Here is a 20,737-nt window from a genome sequence, read left to right as displayed (position 1 = left end):
CCTAAAGTTTTTAGTTACGGCTTTTACAAATCAACATCAATCTCGGTTTTAAATTCTTCATCTTTTGAGATTCCTAAATACTTGAGCGTCTCTGATGGCGTTGCGTGATGGAAATGCTTTTGCAATAGTGCAATCGCTATCCCTCTTTTGTATGCATGAAATCCAAACGTTTTTCTCATTGAGTTTGTTCCGATTTTACCAACAATCCCAACCGCTTCAGCAGCATTATGAATTACACGATACGCTTGTTGACGTGTAATTGAATTTTTCGTTTTATTAGATTGAAATACGTAGTTTTCTCTTTTCACATCAATAGATTGTACGTACTCTAAAAGTGCTTCTTTTACTTTTGTATTTAAATAAATATCTTGTTTAAACTTTTCATCTTTCACAGGAAGAGAATAAAACTCTTTAACAGTTCCATCTTCATTTAATATCTCTTCAAATTTCATACTAAGTAGCTCAGTAATCTTTAATCCTGTGTTAATTCCAATAACAAATAAAAGATAATCTCGCTGTGAATGCTCTTTTAAATACTTTTTCATAGCCTCAATTTGGCTTATATCTTTTAATGCCTCTACAACTTCCATACATGTATTCTCCTCATCTTATGAACGGTAATTTTCTCATTATCCTGTTCATTTTACCTTATCATGCTATAGGATTTCCATGTATTATCCATTATTTTCACAATATACGACTTAGATCTGACAATTTTTCATTTGGAAATTTATGATTGTACAAATGTCGTGTGGGTAGAAAAATAGGGGGTACAAGTTCAGCTTCTTTCTATTAGAGTGGATTCCTCCTTTCACTTTTCGATTGCTGATACTCACATATTATGTTACTTATTTACATTTTATTATATATTTCAGTAACATTAAAGTGTTTTTTTCTGAAAATATAAAAAACCGAGCATTTTCACTCGGCTTTTTACGTATTAATCTTCTTTCGGAAGAACAATTCCTTTATACAATTGAACTGTAATGAAGTAATAAATCGCATAAATTACTACGAAAATTACGATTGGTACCCAAATACGGAAGTAAGGATCCATTAAAATAAATCCGAAAATATTCATACCAACTAATACGTGGGCGATACCTACAATTGCTGGGAATAGGAAGACTAAGAATAACTCTTTATAAATGGATTTCGTTAATAATTCACGGCGCACACCGATTTTACGAAGCATTTGATAACGCGTAATATCTTTTGATGCACCAGAAAGAATTTTAAACATTAAACAACTTGCCATCATTGCTAAGAAAGCAATTCCAAGGAAGAAGCCCATAAATACTGTTCCGCTCGCAACTCCGTAGAACATATCGTAAGATTGATATTTACTGTTCATTCTTTCAGCTGTTACATTTTTATATTTATCTAGCTGCAACTCGTCAAGTTTTTTCCATTCTTTTGTATATGTTAAGAAATCATCTGTTTTTCCGATAAATGCTATACCTTCTTTACCATTCATCCCATCGTACATTTTTTGATCTACAATTTTAATTGCATGATCTTCATATATATAATATGGATGAATTGTACTAAAAGCATCAACCCATTCTTGTGGAAGTTCTTTAGCGTTCGCATCTTTCTCATTCATTTCTCTAGAAACTGCACCTACTGGTAGTTCCTCTGAAACTTTCTTCGTATTCACTAAATCCTTCATCGACTCCATATTTGCCATATCTTTTACTAAAGGGCGATTTTTCTCTAAATCCTCTTTTACATAGTAAACGTATTTATCATCCACTTTGTAACGATATTCGCTTTTCTCTTTAAATGTAATACCGTCTAAAATTTTCTTTTCTTCAGCTGTTGGGTTATGAACTACTGAATCATATATTACGAAACCATCAACCATTTTTATAACGTTATTTTTAAACGCCATACCACCTGAAATTGCACCGGCTCCAAGCGCAACTAACATTGCTACTGTTGCAAGTACCTTTGTTAAACTATTAATACGGAAATTTAATTGTGCAAATGTAAAAGCGTTAAGCCCTTTTTCACTACGTTTTTTATTACTTTTTAATTTTTTAATAATAACCGGAAGAAGTGATCCAAATAGCATGTAAGTACCAGCTGTTGTTGTAATTAATGCAATAAGGATTCCCATTTCTCTTAGTTTTTCCATGTAAATCATTGATGCATAGCCAATTCCTAATAAAATAACCGCAAGGAATGCAACTACGCCTGTCATTTTCCCTTTTACTGCAACACGTTCTGTTTGTGCATCTGCATGTACAAGTTGCAATACAGAAATACGTGATAACTTAATACTATTCATAATTGCTGATAATACAAATAGTGCGAAGAAGAAAATGCAAGTAACAGTCATTGATGGAAGGTAAAATGCTTTATAGCCTTCACCAGCAAATTCTAATTGTTTCATTAATAACTGACCGATACCTTCTGCAAGTCCTACACCAACTGTAATACCGATCGCAAGAGACGCAGCGCCTAATACGATTGTTTCGATAAACATAAGTAATGTAACTTTATGTTTTTTTGCTCCTAACATCATATACATACCAAACTCTTTTTGACGAAGAGATAATAAGAAAGAGTTCGCATATAAAATATAGAAGAACGTTATAATAGCGAGTAAAAATGAACCTGCTTGGAATACAAATCCAATCGATTGAATAACTGAGTTAGATTCGATAAACGCTTTATTCAGCGCTAACGTTTGGAACATATAAAAAATTGAAATCGACATGACAAGGCCGACAAGTAAGACGATGTAATCTTTCAGCTTACTTTTCAGTCCTGACATGGAAAGTTTAAATAACATACTGGAGCCTCCTTTCTTACGCTTTTTGTGTGCCTAAGTCTGCAAGCACATCTAAAATCTCTTTATAAAATTCTTCACGTGTACCACCGCGGTGAATTTCTTTATATAGCTCACCATCTTGAATGAATAAAATACGCTGACAGTAACTTGCACTGTACGGATCATGTGTAACCATCATAATCGATACACCTTGATCTTTATTTAAGTTTGTCATCGCATCAAGTAAACTCGTTGCATTTTTAGAATCAAGCGCTCCTGTTGGCTCGTCCCCTAAAATAATTGCAGGCTCATGCACAAGTGCGCGCGCCGCTGCTGAACGTTGTTTCTGTCCACCAGATACTTCAGATGGATACTTTTGAAGTATTGCTGAAATGCCTAACATATCTGCTACCTTCTCTACTTTTGGCCCAATATTTCGCGACGAGACACCTTGAAGAGAAAGTGGAAGTGCAATGTTTTCGTAAATAGATAAGTTCTCTAATAAGTTAAAGTCTTGGAAGATGAATCCTAATTTTTGTGAACGGAAATCTGAAAGCTCACCTTGCTTCATTTGTGTAATATCCGTTCCTGCAATTTCAACAACGCCGCCCGTTGCTTTATCTAGCGTTGAAATTACATTTAATAATGTCGTTTTACCAGAACCAGATGGTCCCATAATCCCAACAAACTCACCCTCTTGAATTGAGAATGATACACCTTTTAATGCATGTGATTGGTTCTCACCTTTTTTACCGTACACTTTTTGAACGTTTTTCACGTCTACAACTGGTTTCGTCATATATATCCTCCTACGCTTGTTTTTCCATTACCTATTTTGCGCCTTTTGGAGATGAACTGCTATTTGTTAACATTACAATTACCTTACACTTTTGTAAGATAGAAGTGGTGCGCGCGTAAGGTTCGTTTTTTCTTTTTGATCAACTTCATTGGTAAATGAAATTTTATTAGCGATTTTTCAAATATATCAGCGGTTCTTACACTTTTATCAGCGATTTTCAAAATATATCGACTTATCGACAAAAGATGACAATAAAAATAGGCTGTTCCGCGAAAGGAACAGCCCACTTCTCTCTTTATTTTTTTAAAGGCGTTACCGTCCAATACGTAATAACACGCCAAATCCATTCTAACGGACCCATTTTAAAGATTTTCATCCAAATTACACTAAACACAATTTGAATTGCATAAATTGCGATACATACATATAACGTCTGCATGTATGTTAAGTTTTCTGCGAAGTGAAATACGCTACCAGCAATTAAAATCATTGCCGTTTGTCCAATGTAATTTGTTAATGCCATACGACCGTAGTATTTGAGTGGTGCTAACAATGTTTGAACTAGTTTTAACTGAAGTAATAAAATTAATGCTCCTACATAGAAAGCTGAAATAATTGGTCCAACTGTAACACCAATTTTTAAGAATTGACCTGCAGCATCCATTGTTCCATCCTCAGTCATAATTATCATATTTACAAATGGCTCAGCAGGAACATGCCCATATTGATACCATATAGCTACGACGCTTAAAACGAACATAACACCTGTAAAAATAGCGACTTTCTTTATGTTTTGTGAGAGGTTTTCAAATACACGATATTGCCCTGCAGCAAGACCTAATAAAATTAAGCCAAGTGGTAATAGTTCTTTAACGCCCATCACACTAAAAGCAATTGTCAAAATAAGACCAATTATTAAGTTCACTTCTTTTTTCGCTTTATAAAATGGTAAAACGATTAACCCGCAGATTGCATATAACGTTAACGCTTCGCCAGGCTGAAACATGTAATGAAGCAAACCGAAAATAAATAGCGCAACTAGACGGCGTAAAAATAGAACATATCCATTTTTCCCTTTTGCAATTGCTCTCGAGATAAAGATATAGAATCCCACTCCAAATAAGAATGAGAAAATCGAGAAGAAACGACCTTCTACAAATAAGTATAGAAACCTTTGATAGCTAGCATCTACTGTATTAGGATCTGGAATTTTAATGTTAAGTAGTGCAAGAATATTTACTAAAATAATTCCCAGTAGCGCAAAGCCACGAATGTAATCTAACTCATCAATTCGTTTGTTTGTAATGTTGTTCCCCATAAAGCAACTCCTTGTCCAAAATTTAATCCTCCCTTACTCTACTAGAGATGTTATCTTACAACTATCGACAAACCTTACAGAAATCTTACATTATTGTCATATAGCAAAATAAAACCAGGTCATATTGCGACCTGGTTTACTCTGATTGCTTTGATCTTTGAGGTTGTCCTTTTTTACTGTTGCGTTGTTTTACTTGAACAACTGGATCAAGCTCATTTGAAAATTCAGCGTTATGTCCATTTTGCGTTTTTTGCTCTGGGTTATTTTGATCTGAACGTTTCGCCATTACATTCACTCCTTCTTAGTGCGGTGTAATAATCATTTGATGTTGCAGTTGGCGAATTGCCATGCGTGCTCTATTTAATTGCTCACGTTGCTCATCATTCGCATGTTGTTGCATCGTTTGTAAATCGTTATATGCTTGTTCTAATTTTAACTGCGCATCCGAATACTCCATCGTATTGTAATGCTCTTGTCTCATACCTTGGTCTAATTGTTCTTTCGCATATTCCACAGCTTGTTCCGCTTGTGTAATATACGATTCAAGTGATTGACGCTCTGCCATAATTGTCCCTCCTTGCTTCAATTCCCCTTTAGTGTGTCCCTTCCATATGAACCTTATGAGTATGTTATAATGGATTTTGTTTCATTTTGACTCGGCTTAGGAGGGAAAGTAATGAAGGTCCAAAACCCTTTTCCATATACAAACGACAATAAACGTTATCATACATGGAATTACCATTTACGAAATGAATTTGGTGAAAAAATCTTTAAAGTTTCATTAGATGCTGGCTTCGATTGTCCGAACCGTGACGGTACAGTTGCTTATGGCGGTTGTACATTTTGTAGTGCTGCCGGATCTGGTGACTTCGCTGGCGATCGCCGCGATGATGTTATAACGCAATATCATGAAATGAAAGAAAAAATGCGCTCAAAGTGGAAAGACGGAAAATGTATCGCTTATTTCCAGGCGTATACAAATACACACGCACCACTTGAAGTGTTAAAAGAAAAATTCGAACCGCTTCTAGCTGAAAAAGACGTTGTTGGTCTTTCTATCGCGACTCGCCCAGATTGTTTACCAGACGATGTCGTTGCATATTTAGCGGACTTAAATAAGCGCACATACCTTTGGGTTGAACTCGGACTACAAACTGTTCATGAACGTACTGCAAACCTTATTAACCGCGCTCACGATTATCCTTCTTATGTGGAAGGTGTAAATAAATTACGCAAGCATGGCATTAGAGTTTGCTCTCATATTATTAACGGTCTTCCACTTGAGGATTACGACATGATGATGAAAACAGCTCGCGAAGTAGCAAAGCTTGACGTACAAGGAATTAAAATTCATTTACTTCATTTATTAAAAGGAACGCCAATGGTAAAACAATATGAAAAAGGACAACTCGAGTTCCTTTCTCTTGAGGATTACGTAAGTCTCGTTGTTGACCAACTTGAAATTATTCCTGAAGACGTAATTGTGCACCGCATCACAGGTGACGGTCCACCTGATTTAATGATCGGCCCAATGTGGAGCTTAAATAAATGGGAAGTATTAAATTCCATCGATGCAGAATTTGTACGCCGCGGAAGCTGGCAAGGAAAATATGCAAATGAGGAGAAACAAAAATGAAATTAGAACGTGTATTACCGTTTGCTCGCTCGCTTCTGCAAACGGCAGTAAAAGAAGGCGATTACGCTGTAGATGCAACTTTAGGAAATGGACATGACACTTGCTTCCTAGCTGAAATCGTTGGAGAAAACGGAAAAGTATTTGGATTTGATATTCAAAAAGAAGCAATTGAAAGCTCGATGACCCGTTTAAAAGAAAAAGAACTTTTCGAACGCACTATTTTAGTTCACGATAGTCACGATACACTTCTATCCGTATTACCAGAAGATGCAAAAGGAAAAGTAACAGGCGCAATTTTCAACTTAGGTTATCTTCCAGGCGGAGACAAGCATATCGTTACAAAACCGAACTCAACAATTTCAGCGATCGAACAATTACTAGAAGTAATGGCACCAGAAGGAATCATCGTCCTTGTTATTTACCACGGACATCCAGAAGGACAAGTAGAACGGGACGCTGTTCTCAAATTTGCCGAAGAATTAGACCAAAAACAAGCACACGTACTGCGCTACGGCTTCATTAACCAACAAAATAACCCGCCATTTATTGTGGCAATTGAGAAACGATAATATAGCGACGATTCGACAAAAGATAACAAAAAAAGACGTGCACTTACTGCACGTCTTTTTGTTATTCTCCTATATAATGGATATATACACTGTATAGGAGGATAGAACTTTGCTAGTAGAACTAAAGGGAATTCAAAAGAAGTATGGCAAATCACTTATACTAGACAACATTGATTTATCCATTCCAGAAGGAGAAGCACTCGCCATTGTTGGCGGGAACGGGACTGGAAAAAGTACTCTACTCAAAATAATTGCAGGCTTTATTTCACATACGGCAGGGACAATTCAAAGGAAAGAACATATACAAATCGGCTATGTACCTGAACATTTTCCTGAAGGGATTCGTTTTACATTAGAGGATTATCTATTTCATCTCGGCCGCATTCACGGTTTATCAACAAAATATGTAAAAGATAAAATTCCGCTGCTTCTTGAAAGGTTTCATTTACTTCATGCAAGACATTCCGTTGTACGAAACTTTTCAAAAGGTATGAAACAAAAAACAGGCATTATGCAAGCGTTACTTACGGACGTACATTTATTAATTTTAGACGAACCGCTTTCTGGGCTCGATCCTAACTCTCAGCAAGAATTAGAACATATTTTACTCTCATTAAAACAACAAGGTATATCCGTGTTATTTACATGTCACGAAAAACAACTATTAGAAAACTTCGCTGATAGAATTTTGAAGTTAGCAAATCATACAATCACAGAAAATATCTCTGCACAAAAAGGAGCAGAACAAGTCTATATTGAAGCAATTGTTCACGAAACATTTTCAGCGATAGAACTACAAAAACAATCCGGTTTTATACACGTTGCACACAATTCAAATCAAAACCTTATTCAATTGCACATCGAAAAAGAATATACAAATGACATACTTCAGTTTTTATTACATAAAAAAGCATCTATCACACTGCTACAACCTAACTTTTAAATCGAAAGAAGGTTTATTATGTTTGCTCTTATTCGTTATCACTTTCTCGACTATACAAAATCGTATAAGTACGTCCCTCCTATTGCGATGTACTTCATGAGCTTACTTTTTGTATATGCATATAAACCGACTCCTATTGTACCGACATATTTAGAAACAGCTCTCGCGCTTTATTTATTATCTGCCTGGATTACGGTCACAATTTTTCATACGGAAGATCCTGTACAAGAACAAATTACGATTTCTCACACAAATAATATTTCCGCACTATATGTAGGGAAATATATTACAGCTCTTCTCATTTGTACTGTTTTATCTTTTATATCCGTAATCTACCCAATTATTTTGCAAATGTTTAATGAAAAAATGACAGTTTCTTTATTTTTAGTCGGATTTCTCGCTCATATGTCTTTCTCTATACTTGGAACTTCAATCGCATCTTTATTTACTAGAAATATGATTCCAAAAGCAAGCACCGCTTGGCTTAGTCTTACATTCATATTACTTATAACGATCGCCTCTATCCGTTTTAAAAAAGAGTTACTATGGTTTTTACCACCTGTCGAAAGCTTTCTAATGCTTGGACAATACAAATATAATATACTGACTCACACTTTATGGCTAACAGCTTGGGCTATCGTATATTCATTTTTATTATTTACCTTATTCCTTTTTATCGTTCGCAAAAAACGTTTTTAATTACATAGTAAAGGAGACGAAACAATGATCGGAATACTAGCAGGAATGGGGCCAAAATCAACTGGGCCATTCGTTGATACAGTTGTAGCAGAGTGCCAAACAATATACGGAGCAAAGCATGATATGGACTTTCCTCATATGATGATTTACTCGTGCCCAACCCCGTTTTACATGGATCGCCCTATTGATCACGAAGCGATGAAAAAAGCGATTATTAAAGGAGCACAAAAACTTGAAAGTACTGGCGCAAGCTTTATCGCTATGCCGTGTAATACAGCGCATCTTTATTTTGAAGAATTACAGCGTTCTCTTTCTATTCCTATTTTGAATATAGTTGATGAAACGTTAAAAACGATTCCTGAAACTGCAAAAAGAGTCGCTCTTCTTGCAACAGAAGCAACTGTTCAAGCTGGGATTTACCAAGATGAGATTACAAAACGTGATATAGAGTACATTCATCATGAAACATGGCAGGAAATGATTAATCAAATTATTACTTGGATTAAATCTGGAGAGATTGAAGAAGCTCGTGAATTGTGGAATGCGCTCGTTTTAAAATTGAGAGAGGAAGTTGATACGGCAATTATCGCATGTACCGATTTGAATGTGGTGGCGAGTGAGGATTTTGTTGATTCCTCTCAATGTCTTGCAAAAGCAATTGTTAGGATGTATGTAGAAAATATAAGGGGGTCCAAATGAATATACCTTTTGAAATGGGATACACATTTGATGAAAATCTTAGAGAAAAGCCTATATCCCTTGCTGAAATGAAGCAAGGGATTGTATTTGTGAAAGAACATTTACATAAAGAATCGTTATACGGAAAAAACTGCGGATTAATCGGTGTTTATGAACGAATCGTTGGCAACCTTTCTGACAGTAAGTATTACTTACAGGAGGCCATTGAATATTACACACAAACAGACAACATCCAAGGGATTTTTATTAACAAACTTCGTCTCGCACATACATATCATTGGGAACAAAATTTCCATACGGCAAATACACTTTTTACCGAGCTTCAACATATGTTGCCGAACGTTCCTACTTATAAAGACTTCTTCTACCAACATTATGGAAAAAGCAAATTAGATGAGGGTGACTTCCACACCGCCCTTACTTGTTTTCAAAAAGCGCTTCAAATCAGGCTACAAAAAGGAGATGAAGAGCTGATTCATTCAACTAAGCTTTGCATTACTTATTGTATGTCTCGCCAATAAAAATCCCCAAAACTTTTAACTTTCTTCACAATTCTTTCAAAGTATCCACACTTAATCTCGCTATATTAAATAAGTAGTTATTCATATAGGGAAGGTTAGGGGAACTGAAAGTATGAAAGTAAATCGTTCGCTTCATTACATTTTTTGGCGTTGGCATTTTTATGCTGGGCTTTTTATTACGCCGCTTCTTATTACGTTGTCACTGAGCGGAATTGGGTATTTATTTCGGGAAGAGGTTGAGGATTTCATCTATAAAGATTTATATTTTGGGAAGAGTGCTCAAACAGAATCTATTTCGATGGCTGATTCTATTTCCTTAACAGAGAAAAAATATCCACATTATAGTGTGGCGAAAATTAGTGAGTTTAATGGGGATTATAATACGAGACTTACGATTGCAAATGAGTATACTGGGCAACAAAAATATGTGTATTTAGATAATAATAATCAAATTGTTGGGGATCAAAACGCAAGTGAAACGTTTGCCAATATCATGCGGGAATTACATAGTTCTCTTTTAGTTGGTGGCACTGTCGTTAACTATACTGTAGAACTTGCGGCATGTTGGACAATCTTCTTAATTGTAACTGGGTTGTACATGAGTATACGCCAATTCAAAAACACACCGGCATCCAATAAGCGAGAAAAAGCAAAACGACGTCATTCTATTATCGGTATTATATTTACAATTCCTCTCGTTTTGTTAGTTGCATCTGGATTGCCGTGGTCAGGATTTATGGGTAACCAAATTTATAAAATTGCATCATCAAATGAATCACTCGGATATCCGAAATTGTATATGGCGCCGCCTGAATCAAAGGTAAAAGAATTACCGTGGGCAACAAGAAAAGAAGCTCCTCCTGAATCGAATTCAAATGAACCGAAAGCAATTTCTGTCGATGAATTGCAAAAAGGAATTAAAATAAAGAAACCATATGTTATTTCACTACCAGCTGATCCAAAAGGTGTGTTCACTGTTTCGAAATCAAGCGGTTCCGGTATTACAGGTATGCATGTTGCACCAAATGAAGAAATAACAGCTTATTTTGATCAATATAGCGGAGAGCTCATTTCCAAAACAGACTATTGTGATTATGGCTTACTTGCACAATGGTTCACTTACGGTATCCCGCTTCACGAAGGTCATTTATTCGGATGGCCCAATAAAATATTATGCTTACTAACGACATTATCTCTACTACTTCTCATTTATTACGGAATAAAAATGTGGTTAGCAAGAAAACCGAAAGGAAAATTAGCAGCACCGCCAAAGCAAAAAGATAAGAAAGGCATAATCGTTTTCTTTATCATGATGGTTATACTAGGCGCTGTCATGCCTTTATTTGGACTGTCTGTGTTAGTTATTTTTGCGGTTGAACTTCTTATATATATCTTTTCAAAAATACGATCATAATGAAAACGCATTTGTACTACCGTGTACAAATGCTTTTTATTTACTATTTTCTTTTTTTCTACCACTTATTAAAAAGACAATATCTACTATAATAATTGCGCCAATTATTACTTGTGGCACATAATCCATCATAGTAGGACCACTTGGCCTATTCATCATCATATACATTCCAGTTACAAATGAAACGGAAAGTAGCGCGAGTAACGTTACCTCAATATTGTCATATAGCTTTTGAAACAATCGCTTCATTTCCGACACCACCTTTACCATATTATAACAAAAAACCACTCTACATGAGTGGTTTTCTTCATCACTGCGCTGTTTTCTTTCGGTACATCTTCCCGTTCCAATAGAAGAATCGTGAAGTGAGGCCCCCGTATTTTACAATGCGCCGTGCCATTTTGTGCATATTCTTTTGTGCTGATACTTTTTGATCTGATAAATAAATACCAAGTAATCCTCGGCTTATAAGGCGATGAAACTTCGCATGAGGCAAGTCACCAATGCTCTTCTCTGCTTCTTCTACAAAATGTTTCATACGATCTAATATCACTTGCTCGTTTTCGTAATAACTACAGAAATTTAAATCTCCACCTATACGGTCTTCTTCCTGATCAATGAAATAATCAAGTAAGATATGAAGTCCTTGTACGTAAGGAAAATATCCTTGTCTAATTTTCGCAATATCTTCATCATGTAATTCATCATGAAAAGCATATGCTACAAGACAGAAGATTCCAAGAGTAGAACCGGCACATGCTGAAAATTCAAACCAACTCATCTCAGGTAAGTTTTCTTTATGTGCTTCAAACCATGTTTGTAATCGTGGTTCTCTTTCTTCTAATTTCACATGTTTATGAATTTGCAAATCACAATAATAACAAGCAAGTTCATGAAGAATAGGAGCAATTTTGTCATAGTGCTTCGTTTTCTTTAAAACATCTTGGCATGTTTCAACAAGTTCATCTAAATAACCACCATCATCTTGATCATCACGATAGCGATAATAATTACCGCCACCTTCTACTTCAGGTGATAATGCCATTAACATAGATTCATGCAACGCGGCAAAATCATTCGGATCAAGTGATGTACTGCGATCACATAAATTATCTAAGTAGTCACTAATCGTTTGATATGCGACGATAAAACGAATACATTCCTCACGGTGTTCATTTGCTAATAGTGCTAAAATGCCACCGCCTTCGCAATGAAACGTTTTATGCTCAATACTTGCGATTGCCTGACTATGAAGCTCATCATTCGGAATATGGTAGGCACGCTCTTTCCACATCGCTAGCTCATGGTGTACAACCGGAAACACATCACGGTATACTTTCGCCATGAGCGTTATGGGATTACTCGGTACGTTCACTTCTTCCTTCATCTCCTCTATTCAATGTACAAATAATTTACTTATTTGTTTCTATTATGTTATTGATGCGTATTTCAGTAAATGACTGAATATAATTCAAAATTTCGTCGCGCTCATACTCATTTAATAACTCATGATAACAATTCGGCCATTCTTTAAAAGCCTTATCACTTATTTTAACATTATCAAACCAAGTGCGGACACGTATTTTATCTACAAGTTTATCCTCACATGCTTGCATTAGCAAGAGCGGAACATCTGGAAAATCGTTTATTTTCTTATGAGCCATTTCGATAGACTTAATCAATTCACTATACCAACGTACTGATACTTTGCGCAAGAACAATGAATCATTCTCCATCGCATCTCTCACTTCATGATTACGAGTTGACATTTCCACTGTAAGATTCGTTGCAAATTGCAATTTTGGAGCAATAATATTTAATATTTTTGAGGCAGCTTGAAGCGGTGCAGAAGGTCCAGCTAATACACCTAAACATGGCGAACTTAAAATAATGCCGTCTACATCTTCTCTCTTCGTTTCTTGCATCATACGAATGACAATAAGACCACCCATACTATGACCAAATAGAAAAATAGGTAACCGATACTTTCTTGCCTCTTTCACCCATAATTTAACTTCCTCTATGTATTCATCAAACGAATCAATATGTCCTCTATTTCTTGAAGTCGTTCCATGTGACGGAAGGTCCCCCATCACGACATGGTAGCCGATATGATTCCACATTTCCGCAACGGCTTCATAGCGTCCGTGATATTCCATTGCGCCGTGCACGATAACGATTACAGCCTTTGCTTCTTCAGCTTCATAATTCCACATACGGCTCTCCTCCATTTCACTCTTTTTCATAATTTGGTACACTGAAACTAGTCTCTAGGAAAGGAAGGCTTTACATGATATATCCTTACAAAGAAAAAAATCCGAAAATTGCGAGTAGTGCTTTTATCGCTGACTATGTTACCATTACAGGCGATGTCTCAATTGGCGAGGAATCAAGTATTTGGTTTAATACAGTCATCCGCGGTGATGTGTCACCAACAATTATCGGAGACCGGGTAAATGTACAAGATCAATGTACACTTCATCAAAGCCCGCAATATCCTCTTATTTTAGAAGATGACGTAACAATTGGGCATCAAGTTATTTTACATAGCTGTCATATTAAGAAAGATGCTTTAATTGGAATGGGATCTATTATATTAGATGGTGCTGAAATTGGCGAAGGAGCCTTTATCGGTGCTGGAAGCCTCGTTTCACAAGGAAAGAAAATCCCGCCAAACACGTTAGCTTTCGGTCGTCCAGCGAAAGTCGTTCGTGAGTTAACAGAAGAAGACCGTAAAGACATGGAGCGAATTCGCACGCAATACGTTGAAAAAGGCCAATATTATAAATCACTACAAAAATGATTTTACTGCTGCCATAACACTGGCAGCTTTTTTTATATAAAATCTAACTTTTTCTTTACAAAACATTATTACTCCCTCAACAAAATCTTATTAAAATAAAAGCTAATATCTCCATATATATGTAGATGAGGGAGGAGAATTTTCATGAAGGTCAGTGGATTATATAAAATAGAATGTTACATTTTCAAAGGAATTAACCGATACTTTGATCAAAAAACGTTAAATATCTTTTTCAGCAATATTACTCATATCGGTGGCGCGACTTTCTCTATCGCACTCACACTGTTCTTTTTAATTTTTGCAAGTGGAACTTTGCATCAAGCTGCAATTGCAACTGCTATTTCGTTAGCAATTAGCCATATTCCTGTGCAAATATTAAAAAGATGGTATCCACGAAAACGTCCTTATTTAACAATTCAGGATGCAAAATATCCAGTCCATCCATTACAAGACCACTCTTTCCCGTCTGGTCATACAACAGCCGTTTTCTCTGTCTTTATTCCATTTATTTGCTATAATCCAAACTTACTTATTTTCCTATTACCGTTAGCATTATGCGTCGGTATTTCGCGCATTTATTTAGGGCTCCACTATCCATCTGATGTATTTGTCGGTATGTGCCTCGGCACTTGCTCTGGCATCATCTCTTTTTATCAATTCATCCCACTTTTCACATAAAGGAGTGATATGATGAGAGTCGCCATTTTTACCGATACTTTTACACCACAAGTGAACGGGGTTGCGAAAACGTTAGAGCGGTTAACACGATATTTTCAGAAAGAAAAAATCGCCTATTCTGTTTTCGCCCCTCAGCATACAGCTGAAGATAATTTCGTAGCGAATGTGAACAAGATGAGAAGTATCCCATTAACAATATTATATCCAGAATGTCGCTTTTCTTTTCCTACTCCGCGCATTAGACGAGAACTTCTCTCCTTTAAACCTGACATGATTCACATTGCTACACCTTTCAACATGGGACTTTGTGGATTGTATTATGCAAAAAAGTTAAACATCCCAGTTGTCGGTTCTTATCATACTGATTTCGATGCTTATTTACGCTATTACAAAATTGAATTTCTCTCCAATATGCTTTGGAACTATTTAAAATGGTTTCATAGTCATATGCAAAAAAATTTCGTTCCCTCTCCTGAAACATTACATCAATTAAAACATAAAGGCTTTCAAGCTCTCTCTATTTGGGGACGCGGTGTAGATTGCAATCTCTTTCATCCAGCTTACAATACAGACCTATTCCGAAAAAAATATAATATTACAGCGAAGTCCGTCCTTTCCTATATTGGACGGATTGCTCCTGAAAAGGACATTGATACATTGCAACACCTTATCGTAAAAACGACGCATACTCAAAACGACATTCATTGGCTCATCGCAGGAGACGGTCCGCTAGCAACAAATTTGCGTGAAGCTGTTCCGAAAACAAATGTCACTTTTACTGGATATTTACAAGGTAAGGATTTAGCTGAAGCGTATGCTTGTTCTAACATCATGGTATTTCCATCCGCTACTGAAACGTTCGGAAATGTCGTACTCGAATCACTTGCATGCGGTACACCTGTCATCGGTGCAAATAGTGGCGGAGTTAAAAATATTATTACTGATGGAAAAACGGGAGTTCTTTGTCCACCCAAAAACGAGGACGCATTTCTATCATCCATTTATTCTTTACTGCAAAATGAAGAGCAACTTATACAAATGGGCATAGCGGCTTCGTCTTATGCGAAAACCAAAAGCTGGGATGAGATTTTTCGTGGGTTACTTGACCAATATGAAGAAGTCCTTCAGAACACCGCATCAGAATTACTCGCTTAAACAGAAAAACTCCCTTCAAAAACGGAGGGAGTTTATTACACAGTTATAAATTTTAGTTTACTAAATGATACATAAGGTGAAGTATCACTTTATTTCTATATTCATTATAACAAAAAGATACATAACTAAACAGACTTGTAATAAAAACCCATAAAAATTAATATATGGTTATACAGTATTTTAACTGTATAGTGATTTTAAGAGATTCCCCTTAAAATCAACTTACTCACATACCTTTATACAGTAATTGTTCCCCAATTTCTGTATATCAAAAAAACCTTTCATTCATTTGAAAGGTCTTTTTGAGCCTGCACATATTCTTCTTTCGTATTCACATTTATAAACCAATCCGCATTTGCTTGTACATCTTCACCAGCAATGTATTTCACATTACATTGTGATAAAAGCTGACCCATACTTCTTTTTTCTTCTTGAAGCAAAGCATAAATCTTTTCTTTCACGCGGTTATGGTACGCTGCAAGTAACGGTTGTTTTCTTCCATTAATAATAGGTACAATCGCATCATATTCATTGCTTGTTTTTTCTAATAAAATGGTAAACCACTCATGCGAAACATTTGGCGCATCACATGGCATAATAGCGTACCAATCTGCTTCTATGTATTCCATTCCTGATACAATTCCAGCAAGTGGGCCGTTTCCTCTATAATGCGGAATATCTTCTATAACAGGAACTTGTACGAGTTGCTCTACTCGCTCTTTTAGATCCGAATGACTAATGACTACAACTTCTTGAAGCGCATTTGTCATCACTTTCACAATATGTTCAATAAACGTACTACCTTGCCAACTCGCTAACGCTTTCGGCTCACCAAATCTACTCGACATACCACCTGCTAATACAATTCCAGCCCACTTACTCATTGTCGATGTAGCTCAAATGTAATATGACCTAATTCCGGTAAAATCAATTTATTCATCGCAAGACGAACTGCTCCGCTAGACCCTGGCATGGAAAAGACAACTTTGCGCCCAATTGTGCCACCTATCGCTCTACTTAACATTGCGCTGCTTCCGATATCTTCTAAATAACTAATCATGCGGAACAACTCACCAAACCCGACAATTTCTTTATGTAATAACGCTGATACCGCTTCAATCGTCACATCACGTTTCGTAATTCCAGTACCACCATTTGTTAACACGACATCAACATCTTCTCTGTGATAACCAGCTAACACCGCTTGCTGAATACTTTCTTTATCATCTTTTACAATTTCATAAGATGTTACTGTATGGCCTGCTTCTTTTAACAATGTATGTAATAGTTGTCCGCTCTTATCTGTCTCTTCTGTACGTGTATCGGAGATTGTTACGATCTTGCAGCGCACTTCTTTTGGCGCTTGTTTTTTATGTTCGGTTACGCTCATTTTTCATCTTCCCTCTCATTTAACTTTTTAAAATTATGTATAAACTAAAGAATCCAATATGATACAATAAAAGTATATTTATCCATCTAAAGGAGCTTTACATGATTCAAAATATGAAACGATACGTACCCATTATACCATTCCTAATTATATTATCCCTTTTCCAATGCATCGCTTACGGATTTCATATTAACTTTTTAAAATTATATGTGCTTATGACTGATGGTGGTATTCGTTACTATTTGACTAGTACAGTCATTCCACTTGCCCTTGCCTACCTTGTAGATTTTGTATGGAAACAACACCGAATTAAAGGAGTTAAATATGAAAAATAGTACAATTTATACAAAATTATTATTTTTCATTTCTTTATTAGGGCTATGCTTTTCTTCTACCGTTCATGCTGAAAAAAAACATACGAATGTTATACCCGTAAACAAAACAACTTGGAGTGAAGACAAAAATACGCCTGATCAAAAATTAAATCCCCTACTTACAACAAAATCTGCTGAAATTCAGCTCTATCATAATAACGGTAATCCAATTAAAACAAACATCTTAGAATCTTCTCCAAAAACAAATTTATATTTATTTGCTGTATCTAATTATTATATAAACAAAATCAGCTATAGAGACTATTACTTCTCAGAAGCGAAAACAGAAAACATAGAAGCAATTCAAAAAGAAAGTATACACACTTTAGAAAAAAATGCACACTCCACTGCATATACTACTGAGTCCTTTCAAGCAAGTAGAAGTTATCATTACTCTCTTTATTCTGGAGCTAAATTAACAACAACTATTACATTTAGTCAAGACAGTTCTGACGCGGATATTAACGGAAAAATAGGATCTTTTTGGGATATTACAGCATCTCATACTCTTAAAAACACAGTTATAAATCCACCTTTTATAAGCTGGAATACACAATTATCTGTACCTTATTCATCTCAAAAGTTAATAAATTATGAACCAGATTCCACTATGCTTCCACTATTCCTTTTTCGAAATTTAACTGGATTCAGTATAAACAGTAACTCATCATTAAGTGAAAACTATGGCAGTTGGACGCTGGAGAAAAACCTATTTAACCCTGTACCAAAAACAGCTCAAATGAATACGAAAATTAGAACTTCAAATACTGTGGGAAATTTAGGTTTACAATTAAGCCACACTTACGTACGTGCTGGTGGTACTACTCACTCTACAGGAATAATTTCCACATATATACCAGATAGATGATGCTATGCAAAAATTTCTTAATAAGGAGATTTATTCAATATGGAACTTTATAAAAAACTAACAACAACATTCATCCTCTTATTTATCGCTTCCATCACTGTCGGCTTTTCTCTAAAAGGCGCAATTCCATACGCTACATTAGTAAGTATTATATTCGCAACACTATTTTTACTAAGCAGTGCCTTTTGCGCAGGTAAAGCACGTCAAATGAAAGGATGATTATCTATGTTCGGTAAGAAACCCACCCTTTGTAAATCATGTGAAAAAGAAATACAAACATATGAAAAAGCATGGATTCATATGCCCTTTCCGGCAAATGGTATGACGAATATGAAAAAGTATATTGAGCTAGATGGCGAAGTGTATTGTAACTCATGCATTCAAATTGTAAGTAAAACAAAATAAAAAAGCTTTGCGCTCACTGCGCAAAGCTTTTTTTCATATATTATAGACCAGCTTGCTCTTTTAAAGCTGCAGCTTTGTCTGTACGTTCCCATGTTAGATCTACATCAGTACGTCCGAAGTGGCCGTAAGCTGCTGTTTGTTTGTAAATTGGGCGACGTAAGTCTAGCATTTTAATAATACCAGCTGGGCGAAGATCGAAGTTGTTACGAACTAGTTCTACTAGTACGTCTTCAGATACTTTACCAGTGCCGAATGTATCAACTGAAATTGATACTGGTTGTGCTACACCGATTGCGTATGCAAGTTGTACTTCTGCTTTTTCAGCAAGACCAGCTGCTACGATGTTTTTCGCAACATAACGAGCTGCATATGCTGCAGAACGGTCAACTTTCGTTGCATCTTTACCAGAGAATGCACCGCCACCGTGGCGAGCGTATCCACCGTAAGTATCAACGATGATTTTACGTCCTGTTAAACCAGCATCACCTTGTGGTCCACCAATTACGAAGCGGCCAGTTGGGTTAATGAAGAATTTCGTTTCTCCATCGATTAATTCTGCTGGTACTACAGCTTTAATTACGTGCTCTTTTAAGTCGCGATCGATTTCTTCCCATGTAACATCTGGGTGATGTTGTGTAGAAATTACGATAGTATCAACACGTACTGGTTTACCATTTTCATCATACTCAACTGTAACTTGCGTTTTTCCATCCGGACGTAGGTATGATAATGTATCATTTTTACGTACTTCAGTTAAACGGCGAGCTAATTTGTGAGCAAGCGAGATTGGAAGCGGCATTAACTCTTGTGTTTCATTACATGCGAAACCAAACATTAAACCTTGGTCTCCTGCACCAATTGCCTCAATCTCAGCGTCAGTCATTTGACCTTCGCGTGCTTCTAGCGCTTGGTCAACACCCATAGCGATGTCAGCAGATTGCTCATCGATAGATGTTAAAACTGCACAAGTTTCTGCATCGAATCCGTATTTTGCGCGTGTGTAACCAATGCCTTGAATTGTTTCACGAACGATTTTTGGAATATCTACGTAAGTAGAAGTCGTAATTTCCCCCGCTACCAATACTAAACCAGTTGTTACAGTTGTTTCACAAGCTACACGTGCATTTGCGTCTTTTGATAAGATCGCATCTAAAATTGAATCAGAAATTTGGTCACAAATTTTATCTGGATGTCCTTCAGTTACAGACTCAGATGTGAACAGATGACGTTTTTTTGTCATGTGGTAAACCTCCCTACAGTAATTGTATATATTGTACGGAACTCATCCTTAATTTGCCACAAACTGCGACATACATTTATTCTCCCACAAGCATACAGAAAAACCTTTCCCACTTTACATAGAGGAAAGGTTTAATTTGCTACTTGCATACTGCTTTTTGCCCTTCGCTCTTATCGTTCGAGACCTGTAGCCTCGCACAGGTTTTAGCACCTATTCACCTGTATTTACCACTACAAGTGAGGTTGCTGGGCTTCATCGGGCCTGTCCCTCCGCCAGCTCGGGATAAGAGAGTATCCGTCCCAACCTATACTAAAGAAATGATATTCATTTGTCAATTAATATTCACATTTTCGTGAAAGTTTTTCTCAATGCGCCTAAAATGAAATATTAATAAGGAAATAATGTATTCACACAAACAAAAAGAAATAAATAGTATACATTATTTAT

Annotated in this window: 26 protein-coding genes and 1 riboswitch; of the genes, 14 read left to right on the top strand and 12 right to left on the bottom strand. The window is 36.2% G+C overall.

Annotated features, from left to right (window positions below):
- Positions 1-23: 23 nt before the first annotated feature.
- The 6 genes from ACTFSI_RS20765 to ACTFSI_RS20740 all read right to left on the bottom strand — a co-directional run bounded on the left by ACTFSI_RS20765 (position 24) and on the right by ACTFSI_RS20740 (position 5,461).
- A complete protein-coding gene (locus ACTFSI_RS20765) occupies positions 24-590 on the bottom strand; it encodes a tyrosine-type recombinase/integrase (RefSeq protein WP_000454214.1) in 567 nt (188 codons plus the stop codon).
- Positions 591-940: 350 nt separating this feature from the next.
- On the bottom strand, positions 941-2,800 hold the full coding sequence (locus ACTFSI_RS20760) for an FtsX-like permease family protein (protein WP_000897781.1): 1,860 nt from the start codon (positions 2,798-2,800) through the stop codon (positions 941-943).
- A gap of 16 nt (positions 2,801-2,816) precedes the next feature.
- The gene (locus ACTFSI_RS20755) at positions 2,817-3,578 is read right to left on the bottom strand and encodes an ABC transporter ATP-binding protein (protein WP_000165859.1); all 762 of its coding nucleotides are present in this window, start codon (positions 3,576-3,578) and stop codon (positions 2,817-2,819) included.
- A 295-nt stretch (positions 3,579-3,873) separates the two neighbouring features.
- Positions 3,874-4,896, bottom strand: coding sequence for a DUF418 domain-containing protein (locus ACTFSI_RS20750; RefSeq protein WP_000527721.1), 1,023 nt, complete (start codon positions 4,894-4,896; stop codon positions 3,874-3,876).
- Between the two features lie 136 nt (positions 4,897-5,032).
- Complete coding sequence (locus ACTFSI_RS20745) at positions 5,033-5,182, bottom strand: hypothetical protein (protein WP_001129345.1); 150 nt, start codon at positions 5,180-5,182, stop codon at positions 5,033-5,035.
- Between the two features lie 15 nt (positions 5,183-5,197).
- Positions 5,198-5,461, bottom strand: coding sequence for a YtzC family protein (locus ACTFSI_RS20740; protein WP_000840868.1), 264 nt, complete (start codon positions 5,459-5,461; stop codon positions 5,198-5,200).
- A 111-nt stretch (positions 5,462-5,572) separates the two neighbouring features.
- On the opposite strand from ACTFSI_RS20740, the gene ACTFSI_RS20735 reads away from it, so the two are divergent.
- The 7 genes from ACTFSI_RS20735 to ACTFSI_RS20705 all read left to right on the top strand — a co-directional run bounded on the left by ACTFSI_RS20735 (position 5,573) and on the right by ACTFSI_RS20705 (position 11,377).
- Positions 5,573-6,532 (top strand): TIGR01212 family radical SAM protein, encoded by a 960-nt coding sequence (locus ACTFSI_RS20735; protein WP_000868022.1) that lies wholly within the window; start codon positions 5,573-5,575, stop codon positions 6,530-6,532.
- On the top strand, positions 6,529-7,101 hold the full coding sequence (locus tag ACTFSI_RS20730) for a class I SAM-dependent methyltransferase (protein ID WP_139896386.1): 573 nt from the start codon (positions 6,529-6,531) through the stop codon (positions 7,099-7,101). The genes ACTFSI_RS20735 and ACTFSI_RS20730 overlap by 4 nt, the downstream gene beginning before the upstream one ends.
- 109 nt (positions 7,102-7,210) lie before the next feature.
- The gene (locus ACTFSI_RS20725) at positions 7,211-8,044 is read left to right on the top strand and encodes an ABC transporter ATP-binding protein (protein WP_138320931.1); all 834 of its coding nucleotides are present in this window, start codon (positions 7,211-7,213) and stop codon (positions 8,042-8,044) included.
- Positions 8,045-8,062: 18 nt separating this feature from the next.
- Positions 8,063-8,743, top strand: a complete 681-nt coding sequence (locus ACTFSI_RS20720) for an ABC transporter permease (protein ID WP_138320929.1) — start codon at positions 8,063-8,065, stop codon at positions 8,741-8,743.
- A 24-nt stretch (positions 8,744-8,767) separates the two neighbouring features.
- Positions 8,768-9,442 (top strand): aspartate/glutamate racemase family protein, encoded by a 675-nt coding sequence (locus ACTFSI_RS20715; RefSeq protein WP_138320927.1) that lies wholly within the window; start codon positions 8,768-8,770, stop codon positions 9,440-9,442.
- A complete protein-coding gene (locus ACTFSI_RS20710; RefSeq protein WP_138320925.1) occupies positions 9,439-9,963 on the top strand; it encodes a hypothetical protein in 525 nt (174 codons plus the stop codon). Before ACTFSI_RS20715 ends, ACTFSI_RS20710 begins: the two co-directional genes overlap by 4 nt.
- Before the next feature lie 112 nt (positions 9,964-10,075).
- A complete protein-coding gene (locus tag ACTFSI_RS20705; protein ID WP_440045607.1) occupies positions 10,076-11,377 on the top strand; it encodes a PepSY-associated TM helix domain-containing protein in 1,302 nt (433 codons plus the stop codon).
- 36 nt (positions 11,378-11,413) lie between these two features.
- Here ACTFSI_RS20705 and ACTFSI_RS20700 read toward each other — a convergent pair whose 3' ends face one another.
- From ACTFSI_RS20700 to ACTFSI_RS20690, 3 genes are all read right to left on the bottom strand, one after another.
- Positions 11,414-11,626, bottom strand: a complete 213-nt coding sequence (locus tag ACTFSI_RS20700) for a hypothetical protein (protein ID WP_000825353.1) — start codon at positions 11,624-11,626, stop codon at positions 11,414-11,416.
- Between the two features lie 61 nt (positions 11,627-11,687).
- Positions 11,688-12,752: a tetraprenyl-beta-curcumene synthase family protein gene (locus ACTFSI_RS20695; protein WP_001102457.1), complete on the bottom strand. Its 1,065-nt coding sequence runs from the start codon at positions 12,750-12,752 to the stop codon at positions 11,688-11,690.
- 37 nt (positions 12,753-12,789) lie between these two features.
- Positions 12,790-13,593, bottom strand: a complete 804-nt coding sequence (locus ACTFSI_RS20690) for an alpha/beta hydrolase (protein WP_042514590.1) — start codon at positions 13,591-13,593, stop codon at positions 12,790-12,792.
- 74 nt (positions 13,594-13,667) lie between these two features.
- Between ACTFSI_RS20690 and ACTFSI_RS20685 the strand changes: the two genes are divergently transcribed.
- From ACTFSI_RS20685 to ACTFSI_RS20675, 3 genes are all read left to right on the top strand, one after another.
- Positions 13,668-14,180, top strand: coding sequence for a gamma carbonic anhydrase (locus tag ACTFSI_RS20685; protein WP_000640195.1), 513 nt, complete (start codon positions 13,668-13,670; stop codon positions 14,178-14,180).
- A gap of 144 nt (positions 14,181-14,324) precedes the next feature.
- On the top strand, positions 14,325-14,858 hold the full coding sequence (locus ACTFSI_RS20680) for a phosphatase PAP2 family protein (RefSeq protein WP_000868587.1): 534 nt from the start codon (positions 14,325-14,327) through the stop codon (positions 14,856-14,858).
- Positions 14,859-14,870: 12 nt separating this feature from the next.
- Positions 14,871-16,013 (top strand): glycosyltransferase family 4 protein, encoded by a 1,143-nt coding sequence (locus ACTFSI_RS20675; RefSeq protein ID WP_139896384.1) that lies wholly within the window; start codon positions 14,871-14,873, stop codon positions 16,011-16,013.
- A gap of 281 nt (positions 16,014-16,294) precedes the next feature.
- Here ACTFSI_RS20675 and ACTFSI_RS20670 read toward each other — a convergent pair whose 3' ends face one another.
- Entirely contained in the window at positions 16,295-16,897 is a 603-nt protein-coding gene (locus tag ACTFSI_RS20670) for a molybdenum cofactor guanylyltransferase (protein ID WP_139896382.1), read from the bottom strand.
- Entirely contained in the window at positions 16,894-17,403 is a 510-nt protein-coding gene (locus ACTFSI_RS20665; RefSeq protein ID WP_000117140.1) for a MogA/MoaB family molybdenum cofactor biosynthesis protein, read from the bottom strand. Before ACTFSI_RS20665 ends, ACTFSI_RS20670 begins: the two co-directional genes overlap by 4 nt.
- A 101-nt stretch (positions 17,404-17,504) precedes the next feature.
- Here ACTFSI_RS20665 and ACTFSI_RS20660 point away from each other — a divergent pair, with 101 nt between their 5' ends.
- The 4 genes from ACTFSI_RS20660 to ACTFSI_RS20645 are packed head-to-tail and all read left to right on the top strand — an operon-like array spanning position 17,505 to position 19,050.
- The gene (locus tag ACTFSI_RS20660) at positions 17,505-17,738 is read left to right on the top strand and encodes a hypothetical protein (RefSeq protein ID WP_139896379.1); all 234 of its coding nucleotides are present in this window, start codon (positions 17,505-17,507) and stop codon (positions 17,736-17,738) included.
- On the top strand, positions 17,728-18,645 hold the full coding sequence (locus ACTFSI_RS20655) for a hypothetical protein (RefSeq protein ID WP_139896377.1): 918 nt from the start codon (positions 17,728-17,730) through the stop codon (positions 18,643-18,645). The genes ACTFSI_RS20660 and ACTFSI_RS20655 overlap by 11 nt, the downstream gene beginning before the upstream one ends.
- 39 nt (positions 18,646-18,684) lie before the next feature.
- Entirely contained in the window at positions 18,685-18,864 is a 180-nt protein-coding gene (locus tag ACTFSI_RS20650; protein ID WP_000424797.1) for a hypothetical protein, read from the top strand.
- A 6-nt stretch (positions 18,865-18,870) separates the two neighbouring features.
- A complete protein-coding gene (locus tag ACTFSI_RS20645; RefSeq protein WP_000467126.1) occupies positions 18,871-19,050 on the top strand; it encodes a hypothetical protein in 180 nt (59 codons plus the stop codon).
- 40 nt (positions 19,051-19,090) lie between these two features.
- Here the strand turns inward: ACTFSI_RS20645 and metK are convergent, their stop codons facing one another.
- A complete protein-coding gene (gene metK, locus ACTFSI_RS20640) occupies positions 19,091-20,290 on the bottom strand; it encodes a methionine adenosyltransferase (protein WP_000163127.1) in 1,200 nt (399 codons plus the stop codon).
- A gap of 167 nt (positions 20,291-20,457) precedes the next feature.
- Positions 20,458-20,579, bottom strand: a riboswitch (SAM riboswitch).
- Positions 20,580-20,737 lie beyond the last annotated feature (158 nt).

Origin of the sequence: Bacillus cereus group sp. MYBK101-2 (assembly GCF_051918845.1) — a bacterium.
Taxonomy (GTDB): Bacteria; Bacillota; Bacilli; order Bacillales; family Bacillaceae_G; genus Bacillus_A; species Bacillus_A paranthracis.
This window is presented reverse-complemented; position numbering and strand designations above follow the sequence as displayed.